This is a genomic window from Citrobacter sp. RHB25-C09 (assembly GCF_013836145.1).
Taxonomy (GTDB): domain Bacteria; phylum Pseudomonadota; class Gammaproteobacteria; order Enterobacterales; family Enterobacteriaceae; genus Citrobacter_A.
In genome coordinates, this window is sequence record NZ_CP057483.1 from 800,371 (window position 1) to 814,370 (window position 14,000).

11 protein-coding genes are annotated in these 14,000 nt (G+C 54.6%); 7 read left to right on the forward strand and 4 right to left on the reverse strand.

Annotation, left to right across the window (positions count from 1 at the left end):
- The first annotated feature begins 8 nt into the window (after positions 1 to 8).
- From citF to caiF, 7 genes are all read left to right on the forward strand, one after another.
- Positions 9 to 1,529 (forward strand): citrate lyase subunit alpha, encoded by a 1,521-nt coding sequence (gene citF, locus HVY19_RS03840; protein ID WP_181683059.1) that lies wholly within the window; start codon positions 9 to 11, stop codon positions 1,527 to 1,529.
- Positions 1,529 to 2,080 carry a citrate lyase holo-[acyl-carrier protein] synthase gene (citX, locus tag HVY19_RS03845; protein WP_181683060.1) on the forward strand — a complete coding sequence of 184 codons (552 nt, stop codon included), beginning with the start codon at positions 1,529 to 1,531 and terminating at the stop codon, positions 2,078 to 2,080. The genes citF and citX overlap by 1 nt, the downstream gene beginning before the upstream one ends.
- A complete protein-coding gene (citG, locus tag HVY19_RS03850; protein ID WP_181683061.1) occupies positions 2,058 to 2,969 on the forward strand; it encodes a triphosphoribosyl-dephospho-CoA synthase CitG in 912 nt (303 codons plus the stop codon). Before citX ends, citG begins: the two co-directional genes overlap by 23 nt.
- A gap of 209 nt (positions 2,970 to 3,178) precedes the next feature.
- Entirely contained in the window at positions 3,179 to 4,000 is an 822-nt protein-coding gene (dapB, locus tag HVY19_RS03855; protein WP_181683062.1) for a 4-hydroxy-tetrahydrodipicolinate reductase, read from the forward strand.
- A 456-nt stretch (positions 4,001 to 4,456) separates the two neighbouring features.
- Positions 4,457 to 5,605: a glutamine-hydrolyzing carbamoyl-phosphate synthase small subunit gene (gene carA, locus HVY19_RS03860; protein WP_181683063.1), complete on the forward strand. Its 1,149-nt coding sequence runs from the start codon at positions 4,457 to 4,459 to the stop codon at positions 5,603 to 5,605.
- Between the two features lie 18 nt (positions 5,606 to 5,623).
- A complete protein-coding gene (carB, locus tag HVY19_RS03865) occupies positions 5,624 to 8,848 on the forward strand; it encodes a carbamoyl-phosphate synthase large subunit (RefSeq protein ID WP_181683064.1) in 3,225 nt (1,074 codons plus the stop codon).
- 250 nt (positions 8,849 to 9,098) lie between these two features.
- Positions 9,099 to 9,491 carry a carnitine metabolism transcriptional regulator CaiF gene (caiF, locus tag HVY19_RS03870; protein ID WP_181683065.1) on the forward strand — a complete coding sequence of 131 codons (393 nt, stop codon included), beginning with the start codon at positions 9,099 to 9,101 and terminating at the stop codon, positions 9,489 to 9,491.
- 42 nt (positions 9,492 to 9,533) lie between these two features.
- On the opposite strand, the gene caiE is transcribed toward caiF, so the two are convergent.
- The 4 genes from caiE to caiB form a co-directional block, all read right to left on the reverse strand.
- Entirely contained in the window at positions 9,534 to 10,130 is a 597-nt protein-coding gene (caiE, locus tag HVY19_RS03875) for a carnitine operon protein CaiE (RefSeq protein ID WP_181683066.1), read from the reverse strand.
- An 86-nt stretch (positions 10,131 to 10,216) separates the two neighbouring features.
- Positions 10,217 to 11,002, reverse strand: coding sequence for a crotonobetainyl-CoA hydratase (caiD, locus tag HVY19_RS03880; protein WP_181683067.1), 786 nt, complete (start codon positions 11,000 to 11,002; stop codon positions 10,217 to 10,219).
- A 51-nt stretch (positions 11,003 to 11,053) separates the two neighbouring features.
- Positions 11,054 to 12,607 carry a crotonobetaine/carnitine-CoA ligase gene (gene caiC, locus HVY19_RS03885; RefSeq protein WP_181683068.1) on the reverse strand — a complete coding sequence of 518 codons (1,554 nt, stop codon included), beginning with the start codon at positions 12,605 to 12,607 and terminating at the stop codon, positions 11,054 to 11,056.
- 61 nt (positions 12,608 to 12,668) lie between these two features.
- Complete coding sequence (gene caiB / locus HVY19_RS03890) at positions 12,669 to 13,886, reverse strand: L-carnitine CoA-transferase (RefSeq protein WP_181683069.1); 1,218 nt, start codon at positions 13,884 to 13,886, stop codon at positions 12,669 to 12,671.
- Positions 13,887 to 14,000: the final 114 nt, after the last annotated feature.

The following is a 14,000-nucleotide window of genomic DNA, read 5'->3' on the forward strand; positions in this document are numbered from 1 at the left end:
AGGAAACAATGAAAGAGACAATATCCATGCTCAATCAGCAGTACGTGATGCCGGAAGGATTACAGCCTTATGCTGGCGTGACTGTCAACAGCCCGTGGCTGGCGAATGAACAGGCGAAGCGCAGCCGGAAAGTGTGCCAGTCACTCAGAGAAGCTATAGAACGTTCAGGGTTACAAAATGGAATGACCATCTCCTTCCACCACGCTTTCCGTGGCGGCGATAAAGTGGTTAACCTGGTGGTCGCGCAACTGGCGGAAATGGGGTTTCGTGACCTGACGCTGGCCTCCAGTTCGCTGATCGACGCGCACTGGCCGCTGATCGGACACATCAAAAACGGCGTGATCCGGCAGATCTACACCTCTGGCCTGCGCGGTAAACTGGGCGAAGAGATCTCTGCGGGATTGATGGAAAATCCGGTGCAGATCCACTCCCACGGCGGCCGTGCGCATCTGGTTAAAACGGGCGAGTTGAAAATAGACGTCGCGTTTCTCGGCGTGCCGTGCTGCGACGAGTTCGGTAATGCCAACGGCTTCAGCGGTAAATCCCGCTGCGGATCGTTGGGCTATGCAAGAGTAGATGCCGAAGCGGCTAAGTGCGTGGTGCTGCTAACCGAAGAGTGGGTGGAGTATCCCAACTATCCTGCCAGCATTGCTCAGGATCAGGTGGACTATATCGTTCAGGTCGAGGAGGTTGGCGATCCGGACAAGATCACCGCCGGGGCGATCCGTTTAACCAGTAATCCGCGCGAACTGCTGATTGCCCGCCAGGCGGCGAACGTGATCGAGCATTCTGGCTATTTCAACGACGGCTTCTCCTTGCAGACGGGCACAGGCGGCGCGTCGCTGGCGGTGACTCGCTTCCTCGAAGAGAAAATGCGCCGTCGCGAAATTACGGCGGCATTTGGCCTCGGCGGTATTACTGGCACGATGGTCGATCTGCACGAGAAAGGGTTGATCAAAGCGCTGCTGGATACGCAGTCCTTTGACGGTGACGCAACCCGCTCGCTGGCGACTAACCCGAACCACATCGAAATCTCGGCGAATCAATACGCGAACCCAAGCTCGAAAGGCGCCTCCTGCGAACGTCTCAACGTTGTCATGCTGAGCGCGCTGGAAATTGACGTCAACTTTAACGTGAACGTGATGACCGGTTCAAACGGCGTCCTGCGTGGTGCCTCCGGCGGGCATAGTGATACGGCTGCAGGAGCGGACCTCACCATTATTACCGCCCCTCTGGTTCGCGGGCGCATTCCCTGCGTGGTGGAAAAAGTGCTTACCACGGTGACGCCGGGGGCCAGCGTCGATGTGTTGGTTACCGATCACGGCATTGCGGTGAACCCTGCTCGTCAGGATTTGATCGACAACCTGCGCGATGCCGGGATCCCGCTGACGACTATCGAGCAACTGCAGGCGCGCGCAGAAACATTGACAGGAAAACCGGAGCCCATCGCTTTCACCGAACGTGTGGTGGCAGTTGTACGTTACCGCGATGGTTCGGTGATCGATGTCATTAAGCAGGTAAAAAGCTGATGACTGGCGCAGACCTGTTATCCGGCGGCCAGTGTGTGTCGCTTGAGGAGATACTCCAGGCACGAGAAAAACGGGTAGCACGCCAGCGCCATGCGCTGGCCTGTTATCGGCTGCCTCTAATCTCCTTAACGCTGGTCGCCCCCGGCCCGATAAAAAATACTCCCGCCTGGCGACGGGTGGCTGACTTAGCACGAGCAGAGATTGTCGCCTGTTGCGAACGCAATCAGTGGGTCTGCGTCTGGGAGACAACCACCGCCGCCCGAAGCGGTCCGGAATGGATGGCAGCGCTTTGCGCCCCGGCAAAGCAGCTAAAGCAGGCCATGCTGCTGCTGGAAGATGAGCACCCGCTGGGGCGTCTCTGGGATATTGATGTTATTGACTGCGACGGCAGTGTTATTTCTCGCAGCGCATTGGGGAAAGCATCGCGTCCGTGTCTGATCTGCAACGAAGACGCTCATGTCTGCGCGCGAGCCAGGAGACATGAACCCGATTTGCTGTTGGAAGAAATTGCAAAAAGGATTGAACGTTATGAGCGAAATGATCGCGATTAAACAACCCGCCCATGCCTCTTCGGTTTTACAGGCCAGCGATGTTGTAGGCCTGATTGAGAGGGCGCTATTCACTGAAGTTCAATTAACCCCGAAGCCCGGTTTAGTCGATATCCGTAACTCCGGGGCGCATCAGGATATGGATCTGGCGACATTTGAGAGAAGCATTGCCGCCGTTACGCCATGGATGGAGAATTTTTACATTATCGGGCGCGATAGCTCTGCGCTTCCTGCCGAACAGGTTCTGCCGATGCTGCGTCCTATTGGCATGGCCTGCGAAGCGGATATGCTGCGGGCAACGGGCGGTGTGAATACTCACCGTGGGGCAATATTTGCCTTCGGCTTGCTCAGCGCGGCAACGGGCAGGCTGGTCGCGCGGGGGGAACCGCTTGAACAAAATGGCCTCTGTTATTGCGTCGCGAAAATGTGTCGGAACATTGTGGCGCTGGAACTTTCGGCTTCAGCCCTGGCGCCAGAAACCAGCAAAAGCGTCAGTCATTTTGTGCATTACGGCCTTTCAGGAGCGCGAGGGGAGGCCGAAAGCGGTTTTAATACTGTAAGAACGCAGGCGCTTCCGGTCTATAACCGGGTCCGGGAACTCCATGAGGACGATAACCTTGCGCTGCTCCAGACGTTACTGCATCTGATGGCGTGGAATGATGATACCAATCTGGTGTCGCGTGGAGCGTTAAAAGGCCTTTATTACGTTCAACAACAGGCGCAGCGGTTGCTCTGGGATGGCGGCGTGCTCACCAAAGGGGGAATTGCGGCGTTACAGCGCCTGGATGATGACCTGATCGCCCGTAATCTGAGTCCCGGCGGCAGTGCAGACCTGCTTGCGGTTACCTGCTTCCTTAGCCATTTCCCTCCCGGCCCTCTGTATCGGGATTAAGGCCATATTCGGCGTAACTTGCCCGGTGGCGCTAGCGCTTACCGGGCCTACGTGCGAATGATTCATCCCGCGGGATGAATCATGCCTTTTACTGATACGTCCACCTGTTTATCATAAAATTCTAATTATCGCTGTTTTCAGATGGCGACTTTGCCAACGGCTGGTTAATCTGAAAACGGTTTACATCATTTTAACCTAAGAGAATAACTATGCATGATGCACAGGTCCGCGTCGCGATCGCGGGGGCGGGTGGACGTATGGGACGCCAGTTAATTCAGGCGGCTTTTCAGATGGACGGTGTCGTGCTGGGAGCGGCGCTGGAGCGCGAGAGCTCTTCCTTATTGGGCAGTGACGCCGGGGAACTCGCTGGTGTTGGCAAGACAGGCGTAACTGTGCAAAGCAGCCTGGCGGCGGTAAAAGACGATTTTGACGTCTTCATCGATTTTACCCGGCCGGAAGGTACGCTGGCGCATCTGGCCTTTTGCCGCCAGCACGGGAAGGGCATGGTCATTGGTACCACCGGTTTTGACGATGCGGGCAAACAGGCGATTCGTGAAGCGTCGCAGGAGATTGGCATCGTGTTTGCCGCGAACTTTAGCGTCGGCGTTAACGTAATGCTTAAGCTGCTGGAAAAAGCGGCAAAAGTGATGGGGGATTACACCGACATCGAAATCATCGAAGCGCATCATCGCCATAAAGTGGATGCGCCTTCCGGAACCGCGCTGGCGATGGGTGAAGCGATAGCTCATGCGCTGGATAAAGACCTAAAAGCATGCGCGGTATACAGTCGTGAAGGGTATACCGGAGAACGTGTACCGGGCACCATCGGTTTTGCCACCGTGCGCGCCGGAGATATTGTCGGTGAGCATACCGCAATGTTTGCCGATATTGGTGAGCGCGTCGAAATCACCCATAAAGCCTCCAGTCGCATGACCTTTGCGAATGGCGCAGTGAGATCTGCACTTTGGATTGATTCTAAGCCAAAGGGGCTTTTTGATATGCGAGATGTGCTCGATCTCAACAATTTATAGCCAGTTATTACCTTCGTGATGTGGTTATTGTAATCGTAATGCATTGATTACATAGGGTAATATTTTATTGCCCTATTTATTTTTAACGTTTCATCTAATATTTCACATAAACTCTTATAAAGTTGGTTTTTTCTATCGAAATTACGTTACCTTCATGTTAATTTTGACCATCTGGTCTGGTTTTTCTCATTACCAGCTTCATTTTCACACCATAAAGTATACGCAAGCGTTTTCCTGCGCATCAAAGGTGATCTTTTTACCTGTTAAAAGCAGCAATACATTCCTGAGTCGCAAAATAATATAAAAAATACCGCCTTTAAGTTGACTTTTAACCGCCATATCTCCAGAATGCCGCCGTTTGCCAGAAATCCACCGGTAAGCAAATTTGCATTGATTCATGCAACACAAATGAATTAGTATGCAAATAAAGTGAGTGAATATTCTCTGGAGGGTGTTTTGATTAAGTCAGCGCTATTGGTTCTGGAAGACGGAACCCAGTTTCACGGTCGGGCCATAGGGGCAACAGGTTCGGCGGTTGGGGAAGTCGTTTTCAATACTTCAATGACCGGTTATCAAGAAATCCTCACTGATCCTTCCTATTCTCGCCAAATCGTTACTCTTACTTATCCCCATATCGGCAATGTCGGCACCAATGCCGCCGATGAAGAATCCTCCCTGGTACATGCACAAGGCCTCGTCATCCGTGACCTGCCGCTGATCGCCAGTAATTTCCGCAATACCGAGGACCTCTCTTCTTACCTGAAGCGCCATAACATCGTGGCGATTGCGGATATCGATACTCGTAAGTTAACGCGTCTGCTGCGCGAGAAGGGCGCACAGAACGGTTGCATTATCGCGGGGGATAACCCTGATGCAGCCCTGGCGCTGGAAAAAGCGAAAGCCTTCCCTGGCCTGAATGGCATGGACCTGGCGAAAGAAGTGACCTGCAATGAAGCCTACGGCTGGACGCAGGGAAGCTGGACATTGGCGGGTGACCTGCCGGAAGCGAAAAAAGAAGAAGACCTGCCGTTCCACGTGGTGGCTTACGATTTTGGCGCTAAACGTAACATCCTGCGTATGCTGGTGGATCGCGGCTGCCGCCTGACGATTGTGCCGGCACAAACCTCCGCGGAGGATGTGCTGAAGATGAACCCGGACGGCATCTTCCTTTCGAACGGTCCTGGCGACCCGGCACCCTGCGATTACGCCATCACGGCGATTCAGAAATTCCTGGAAACCGACATTCCTGTCTTCGGCATCTGCCTCGGCCATCAGCTGCTGGCGCTGGCGAGCGGTGCGAAAACCGTGAAGATGAAGTTTGGTCATCACGGTGGCAACCACCCGGTGAAAGACATCGACAACAACACGGTAATGATTACTGCCCAGAACCACGGTTTCGCGGTTGATGAAGCCTCAATGCCGGCTAATCTGCGCGTCACCCACAAATCCCTTTTTGACGGCACTCTGCAAGGGATTCATCGTACCGATAAGCCAGCGTTCAGCTTCCAGGGGCACCCGGAAGCCAGCCCCGGCCCGCACGACGCCGCACCGCTGTTCGATCACTTTATCGAACTTATCGAGCAATACCGTAAGACCGCTAAATAATCAGGAGCTGAGAAGACAATGCCAAAACGTACAGACATAAAAAGCATCCTGATCCTCGGCGCTGGCCCAATTGTCATCGGCCAGGCCTGCGAATTCGACTATTCCGGCGCGCAGGCATGTAAAGCCCTGCGTGAAGAGGGTTACCGCGTCATTCTGGTGAACTCCAACCCAGCGACCATCATGACCGACCCGGAAATGGCCGATGCCACTTACATCGAGCCGATTCACTGGGAAGTGGTTCGTAAAATTATCGAGAAAGAGCGCCCGGATGCGGTGCTGCCGACCATGGGCGGCCAGACGGCGCTGAACTGTGCGCTGGAGCTTGAGCGTCAGGGCGTACTCGAAGAGTTCGGCGTCACCATGATTGGTGCCACCGCAGACGCCATCGATAAAGCGGAAGACCGTCGCCGCTTTGACATCGCGATGAAGAAAATTGGCCTTGATACTGCGCGTTCAGGCATCGCCCACACTATGGAAGAAGCGCTGGCGGTTGCCGCTGACGTTGGCTTCCCGTGCATTATCCGTCCTTCATTCACCATGGGCGGCACTGGCGGCGGTATCGCCTATAACCGCGAAGAATTTGAAGAAATTTGCGAACGTGGCCTGGATCTTTCCCCCACCAACGAACTGCTGATTGATGAATCGCTGATTGGCTGGAAAGAGTACGAGATGGAAGTGGTGCGTGATAAAAACGACAACTGCATCATCGTCTGCTCCATTGAAAACTTCGACGCAATGGGTATCCATACCGGTGATTCCATCACCGTGGCGCCTGCCCAGACGCTGACCGATAAAGAGTACCAAATCATGCGTAACGCCTCGATGGCGGTACTGCGTGAAATCGGCGTGGAAACCGGCGGCTCAAACGTTCAGTTTGCGGTGAACCCGAAAAATGGTCGCCTGATAGTCATCGAAATGAACCCGCGTGTGTCGCGTTCTTCTGCGCTGGCTTCAAAAGCAACGGGCTTCCCGATTGCCAAAGTGGCGGCGAAACTGGCCGTAGGTTACACCCTCGACGAACTGATGAACGATATCACCGGCGGGCGTACTCCGGCGTCGTTTGAACCTTCTATCGACTACGTCGTCACTAAAATTCCACGCTTTAACTTCGAAAAATTCGTTGGCGCGAATGACCGTCTGACTACGCAAATGAAGTCCGTCGGTGAAGTGATGGCGATTGGCCGCACGCAGCAGGAATCTCTGCAAAAAGCATTGCGCGGTCTGGAAGTGGGCGCGACCGGCTTTGACCCGAAAGTGAGCCTGGACGATCCGGAAGCATTGACCAAAATTCGCCGTGAGCTGAAAGACGCGGGCGCGGATCGTATCTGGTATATCGCCGACGCATTCCGTGCGGGTATGTCCGTCGACGGCGTATTCAACCTGACCAACATCGACCGCTGGTTCCTGGTGCAGATTGAAGAGCTGGTGCGTCTGGAAGAGCAAGTGGCAGAGCTGGGTATCAACGGTCTGGACGCAGACTTCCTGCGCCAATTGAAGCGCAAAGGCTTCGCTGATGCGCGTCTGGCTAAACTGGCGGGTGTGCGTGAAGCAGAAATTCGCAAGCTGCGCGACCAGTATGACCTGCACCCGGTCTACAAGCGCGTGGACACCTGTGCGGCTGAATTCTCGACCGACACCGCCTATATGTACTCCACCTATGAAGACGAGTGTGAAGCGAACCCGTCCGTCGACCGTGACAAAATCATGGTGCTGGGTGGCGGTCCAAACCGTATCGGCCAGGGCATTGAGTTCGACTACTGCTGCGTCCACGCCTCGCTGGCGCTGCGCGAAGACGGTTACGAAACCATTATGGTCAACTGTAACCCGGAAACCGTCTCTACCGATTACGACACTTCCGACCGCCTCTACTTTGAGCCGGTCACACTGGAAGATGTGCTGGAAATCGTCCGCGTTGAGAAGCCGAAAGGCGTTATCGTCCAGTACGGCGGTCAGACCCCGCTGAAACTGGCGCGCGCGCTGGAAGCCGCAGGTGTTCCGGTCATCGGCACCAGTCCGGATGCGATTGACCGCGCCGAAGACCGCGAGCGTTTCCAGCAGGCGGTTGACCGTCTGAAGCTGAAACAGCCGGCGAACGCTACCGTCACCGCGATTGAAATGGCTGTAGAAAAAGCAAAAGAGATTGGCTACCCGCTGGTGGTGCGTCCTTCTTACGTGCTGGGCGGCCGCGCGATGGAAATTGTCTACGACGAAGCCGACCTGCGTCGCTACTTCCAGACCGCGGTGAGCGTCTCCAACGATGCACCAGTGCTGCTTGACCGCTTCCTCGACGACGCGGTTGAAGTGGACGTTGATGCCATCTGCGACGGCGAAATGGTGCTGATTGGCGGCATCATGGAGCACATCGAGCAGGCGGGCGTGCACTCCGGTGACTCCGCATGTTCTCTGCCAGCGTATACCCTGAGTCAGGAGATTCAGGACGTGATGCGCCAGCAGGTACAGAAGCTGGCCTTTGAATTACAGGTTCGCGGCCTGATGAACGTCCAGTTCGCAGTGAAAGACAACGAAGTCTACCTGATTGAAGTCAACCCGCGTGCGGCGCGTACCGTACCGTTCGTCTCCAAAGCCACCGGCGTACCGCTGGCAAAAGTGGCGGCGCGCGTGATGGCCGGTAAATCTCTGGCTGAGCAGGGTGTGACCAAAGAAATTATCCCGCCGTACTACTCGGTGAAAGAGGTGGTGCTGCCGTTCAACAAGTTCCCGGGCGTTGACCCGCTGCTGGGGCCAGAAATGCGCTCTACCGGGGAAGTGATGGGCGTGGGGCGCACCTTTGCAGAAGCGTTCGCCAAAGCACAGCTGGGCAGTAACTCCACGATGAAGAAACGTGGCCGTGCGCTGCTCTCCGTGCGCGAAGGTGACAAAGAGCGCGTGGTGGACCTCGCGGCGAAGCTGCTGAAGCAGGGTTTTGAGCTGGATGCCACTCACGGCACCGCGATTGTGCTCGGTGAAGCCGGTATCAACCCGCGTCTGGTGAACAAGGTGCATGAGGGCCGCCCGCACATTCAGGACCGTATCAAGAATGGCGAGTACACATACATCATCAACACCACCGCCGGTCGTCGTGCCATCGAGGACTCAAGGGTGATTCGCCGCAGTGCGCTGCAGTATAAAGTGCATTATGACACTACGCTCAACGGCGGTTTCGCCACCGCGATGGCGCTGAATGCCGATGCGACAGAAAAAGTCACTTCGGTTCAGGAAATGCACGCGCTCATTAAAAAATAACCCGCTGAGCAGTTAATTATCAGCATTAAAAACGGTTCCGGAGACGGAGCCGTTTTTTTATGCAAATGAACAGCAGCGCCTATATATCCGGCAAATGCAAGCAAATGAATGTAGCAAGCTCGATTTAGCTCACACTAATTATTCCTTTTCTTGCATACTATTCCTTATAACCACAATTTCAATATGGCTTTGTTGTCGTTTATTCCAGACAGGGCCTGGCAAGAATTTAACTTTATGAAATGGTGTGATCATGTGTGAAGAATATGTAGATAAGCCGCTTTATTTGGTGATTGCTGACTGGGTGATGAGCGAAAACCGTTGGGTAAGTGCAAAAGAGATTGCGAAGCATTTTAATATGGATCACTGCAAAGCAATTAATACTGTCTCTTATATTCTTTCAGAAGTGGGGGAAATATGCTGCGAGACTAAGACGATCCCGAACGAACTGGAAGGTCGGGGATGTCAGTGTCAGCGTCTGGTCAGAGTGAAACATATCGATCCGCAGCTTTATGTCCGTCTGGGACAAAATGCGCAGGAAAAAACGATCGCCAGGTCGCCGCGTATGACTGCGGTACCGCCCTCGGAGCTTAACCGCGAGCAAAAATGGCAGATGATGCTATCGAAGAGCATGCGCCAACGGTGATCGGCCCGTAGGCCGGATAAACGTCAGCGACATCCGGCACGGTTAAGATGCCGATTTAGGCTTCACCTCGGTCGTGCCTTTCAGGCGTGGCCGATTTTCTTCAACCTCGGTTAAAGGCTGCGTTTCCCATAGCGATGCCCGACAGCGCACGGCCAGATCCTGATACTCCTGGGTATTCAGTCGCTTCCAGCGCAACTCTCGTTCTGTCACTTCGCGAATAACCCGCGCGGGCGAACCTACCAGTAGCTCCCGGGCCTTTCCCTGATACCCCGCTTTTATAAAGCTCATCGCGGCGACAATGCTCTCTTCACCCACTGTCGCCCCATCCATAATCACGCTGTTCATCCCGACCAGCGCATCGCGGCCAATGACGCAGCCATGCAGGATTGCGCCATGCCCGATATGCCCGTTCTCCTGCACGATCGTGTCAGTATCGCAGTAGCCGTGCATGATACAGCCATCCTGTATGTTCGATCCGGCTTCCAGGATTAGCCGACCATAGTCACCGCGCAGGGAGGCGAGGGGACCGACGTAAACGCCGGCGCCGACGATAACATCACCAATTAACACCGCGCTTGGGTGGACATACGCATCCGGATGCACAACCGGAACCAGGCCTTCAAAGGCGTAACAGCTCACTTTTGTCTCTCCTGAATCGCCGGATGGCGCTGGCGCTTATCCGGCCTACGAGGTCTGTATTTACATCGTCATCCGGCACGTCAATATCAACGCCCTTTCCACACCGGTTCGCGCTTCTCGGCAAACGCCTGCGGCCCTTCCAGCGCGTCTTCGGAATGCAGTACCGACGGATAGTGCTTCAGCACGCCGCTGCGAATATAGCGATAGCCTTCCTCTACCGGCATTTCGCTGGTGGCGCGGTATATCTCCTTCAGCGCGGCAATCGCCAGCGGCGCGCTGTTCACCAGCTGCTGTGCCAGTTCGCGCGCGCTGGTCAACAGTTCCTGCTGGCTGACCACGCGGTTGACGATCCCCCAGCGCAGCGCTTCTGCGGCATCCATCCGCCTGCCGGTCATTACCATTTCATTGACGATTGCAGGAGGGAGTAACTTTGGCAGACGCAGTACGCCGCCGCTGTCCGGTACAATGCCGAGTTTGGCTTCCGGCAGGGCGAAGCTGGCGTTATCCGCGCAAACAATAAAATCTGCCGCCAGCGCAAGCTCAAAGCCGCCGCCGAAGGCATAGCCGTTAACGGCGGCAATCACCGGCTTGTTGAGATCAAAAATCTCCGTTAAGCCAGCAAATCCACCGGGGCCAAAATCGGCATCGGGGGCTTCCCCTTCCGCAGCGGCTTTTAAATCCCAGCCGGCGGAAAAGAATTTCTCTCCGGCACCGGTGACAATCGCCACGCGTAATTCAGGATCGTCGCGGAAGTTAAGAAAGACTTCGCCCATTTCGAAGCTGGTTTTTGCATCAATAGCATTTGCTTTTGGACGATCCAGAATAATTTCCAGAACAGATCCATTGCGGGTCAGATGTAAAGATTCACTCATTGTTCATCTCCAAAAATAGCGGTGGTGGCAGGTTTCTTCCTGCCAGCGGGTTTATTTCAGGTTCTTTTTGATTATTTTTCCTGAACAATTTCGGGGCAGATCGGTACGTATCTCCATAAATGAGGGGACTTTAAATTTCGCCATATTTTGTTCGCAGAACTGGAAGAATTCTTCTTCGCTGAGCGTTTCGCCCTCGTTAAGCACAATAAAGGCTTTAATGGCTTCATCGCGAATAGCATCCTTAATCCCGATAATGACAATGTCCTGAATTTTGGGATGGGCGGAGAGGATATTTTCCAGCTCAACGCAGGAGACGTTTTCACCTCCGCGTTTAATCATGTTGCAGCGGCGGTCGACGAAATAGAAAAAACCGTCTTCATCACAATAGCCGGAATCTCCCGTATGCAGCCACCCGTTGGGCTCCAGTGCTTGGGCAGTGGCGTCGGGTCTGGTGTAATACTCCTTGAAAATCGTTTTCCCCGGGATGCCCTTAACGCAGATTTCGCCAATTTCCCCGGCGGGAAGCGCACGGTTTTGCTCATCGCGAATCTCTGCCTCGTAGCAAAATCCGGGACGACCAATCGAGGGCCAGCGCCGCTTATCGCCAGGGCGATCGCCGATGATACCGACAATGGTTTCCGTCATGCCGTAGGAGGTCAGCAGCCGCACGCCAAAGCGTTCGATAAACGCGTCTTTTTCCGCAACCGACAGGTTAAGGTAGAACATCACTTCACGAAGACGATGTTGTCTGTCTTCCGGCGTCGCGGGCTGAACCATCAGCGTGCGGATCATCATCGGGATACATTCGGTGACGGTGGCACGGTATTTACGTACCTGCTGCCAGAAGGCGCGGGCGCTGTATTTCTCAATCAGCACAAAGGTGGCACCCACTGAGAACGCCGCCATCGCCGCCGTGCACTGGCAATCAATGTGAAACGCGGGCATCACCGTCAGGTAGATATCCTCTTCGCGCAGCGCACACTGCCACGACGAATAGTAGCCCGCAAAGCGCAGGTTATAGTGGGTAATCACCACCCCTTTCGGTCGCGAGGTGGTGCCGGAAGTAAACAGAATCTCGGCGGTGTCGTCAGTGGACAGCAGTGGGGCATCGCGCAATATGGCGGGCTGTTGATCCTTAAGTCGGGAAAAATGACTCACGCCATCGCCAGCCGGAAGGCGATCGCCAATCAGGCAGATGTGGTTGAGCAGGGTATCGTCTTCCTGTTGGATCTGACGGTACATGGGGTAAAACCCGACACTGGTTACCAGCAACTGAGCCTGACTGTTTTGCAGGATCCATGCGCTTTCCTCACGCAGCAGGCGGGCGTTGATCGGCACCATAATCGCGCCAATTTTAGCCAGACCAAACCAGCAAAAGAAAAACTCAGGGCAGTTGTCCAGATGCAGTGCGACCTTATCGCCTTTCTGGATACCCAACGTCAGGAAAAGATTCGCCGTACGATTGATCTCCTCATTGAGCGAGGCATAGCTAAACTGCTGGACGTCACCTTCGCAGGATTCGCAAATTAGTGCCGTTTTATGACCATACACTTCGGCCAGATCGTCCCACATTTGACGTAAGTTTTGACCGCCAACGATATCCATTACACCAACCTGTCTTTACTGGCGATGACGCTGACCGGATGTGCCGGCCAGCGTACCGCACCTAGTCCTCAACTTTAGCCAGACCTTTACTGACCAGTTCCTTAATCTCTGCTTCGTCGTAACCGATATTTTTCAGAATGGCGGCGGTATCCATGCCGTGAGACGGCATCCCACGCCAGATTTTCCCTGGATTATTTTTAAATTTCGGCATCACGTTCGGCCCTTTGCAGGTGCGGCCATCCATTGCCTGCCATTGGGTGATGGACTCTCGGGCGACATACTGCGGATTGCCTTCCAGCTCCGGAATGGTCAGCACTTTTGCACAGGCAATGTTCAGTTCGGCAAAACGCGTCTGCACTTCGGCGATGGTGTGCGTTGCCAGCCACGCGTCCAGTTTCTCTTCTACCAGCGGTCCGTAAGGACATTCGACGCGGTGGATGAGCTGTGTTCCTTCCGGAACTTCAGGCGTCCCGAGAATGTGTTCCAGCCCAATATCCTTGAAGCATTCGCTAATTTGCGTAATGCCAACCAGCTCCATCACAATGTAACCGTCGGCGCATTTATACAGCCCGCATCCGGCGTAGTAGGGGTCTTTGCCTTTGGTCATCCGGGGACAAATTTCGCCGCCGTTGAAGTAGTCCATCATGAAGTACTGGCCCATGCGCAGCATCACTTCATACATGGCGATATCAATGCTTTCGCCTTTTCCGGTTTCGCTAACTTTATGCAGGGCAGCCAGCGCGGCGGTGGTGGCCGTCATGCCGGAAAAATAGTCTGCGGTGTAGGGGAAGGCGGGCATCGGCTGGTCGACATCGCCGTTCTGGATCAGATAGCCGCTGAAGGCCTGAGCGATAGTGTTATAGGCTGGCAGGTTGGTGTACTCCTCGGTACCGTATTGCCCAAACCCTGACAGATGGGCGATAACCAGTTTCGGGTTATGTTGCCACAGCACCTCGTCGGTGATCCCTCGGCGGGCAAAGGCGGGGCCTTTACTGGCTTCGATAAAGATATCGGTGGTTTCCATTAATTTGAGAAACGCTTCCCGTCCTTCATCTTTGAAAATATTGAGCGACAGCGCGTGCAGGTTACGGCGTGAAAGCTGCGGATAGTTGGGCTGGACGCGAATGGTATCGGCCCAGGCCACGTTTTCAATCCAGATGACTTCCGCACCCCATTCGGCAAACATTTGCCCGGCGAACGGCCCGGCGATTTCGATCCCGGAAAAAACCACCCGCAGTCCGGCAAGGGGACCAAAGGCGGGCATTGGTAGACGATTCATAGTGTGCTCCTCGTGGCCGGTTTTACCTGCCTGTAGGCCTGATAAGACGCTTTAGCGTCGCCATCAGGCAATCATTGCCGGATGGCGGCGTGAACGCCTTATCCGGCCTACAAA

Coding starts and splice junctions, on each gene's coding strand:
- citF (WP_181683059.1), top strand. CDS start 9: ATGAAAGAGACAATATCCATGCTCAATCAGCAGTACGTGATGCCGGAA.
- citX (WP_181683060.1), top strand. CDS start 1,529: ATGACTGGCGCAGACCTGTTATCCGGCGGCCAGTGTGTGTCGCTTGAG.
- citG (WP_181683061.1), top strand. CDS start 2,058: ATGAGCGAAATGATCGCGATTAAACAACCCGCCCATGCCTCTTCGGTT.
- dapB (WP_181683062.1), top strand. CDS start 3,179: ATGCATGATGCACAGGTCCGCGTCGCGATCGCGGGGGCGGGTGGACGT.
- carB (WP_181683064.1), top strand. CDS start 5,624: ATGCCAAAACGTACAGACATAAAAAGCATCCTGATCCTCGGCGCTGGC.
- caiF (WP_181683065.1), top strand. CDS start 9,099: ATGTGTGAAGAATATGTAGATAAGCCGCTTTATTTGGTGATTGCTGAC.
- caiD (WP_181683067.1), bottom strand. CDS start 11,002: ATGAGTGAATCTTTACATCTGACCCGCAATGGATCTGTTCTGGAAATT.
- caiC (WP_181683068.1), bottom strand. CDS start 12,607: ATGGATATCGTTGGCGGTCAAAACTTACGTCAAATGTGGGACGATCTG.
- caiB (WP_181683069.1), bottom strand. CDS start 13,886: ATGAATCGTCTACCAATGCCCGCCTTTGGTCCCCTTGCCGGACTGCGG.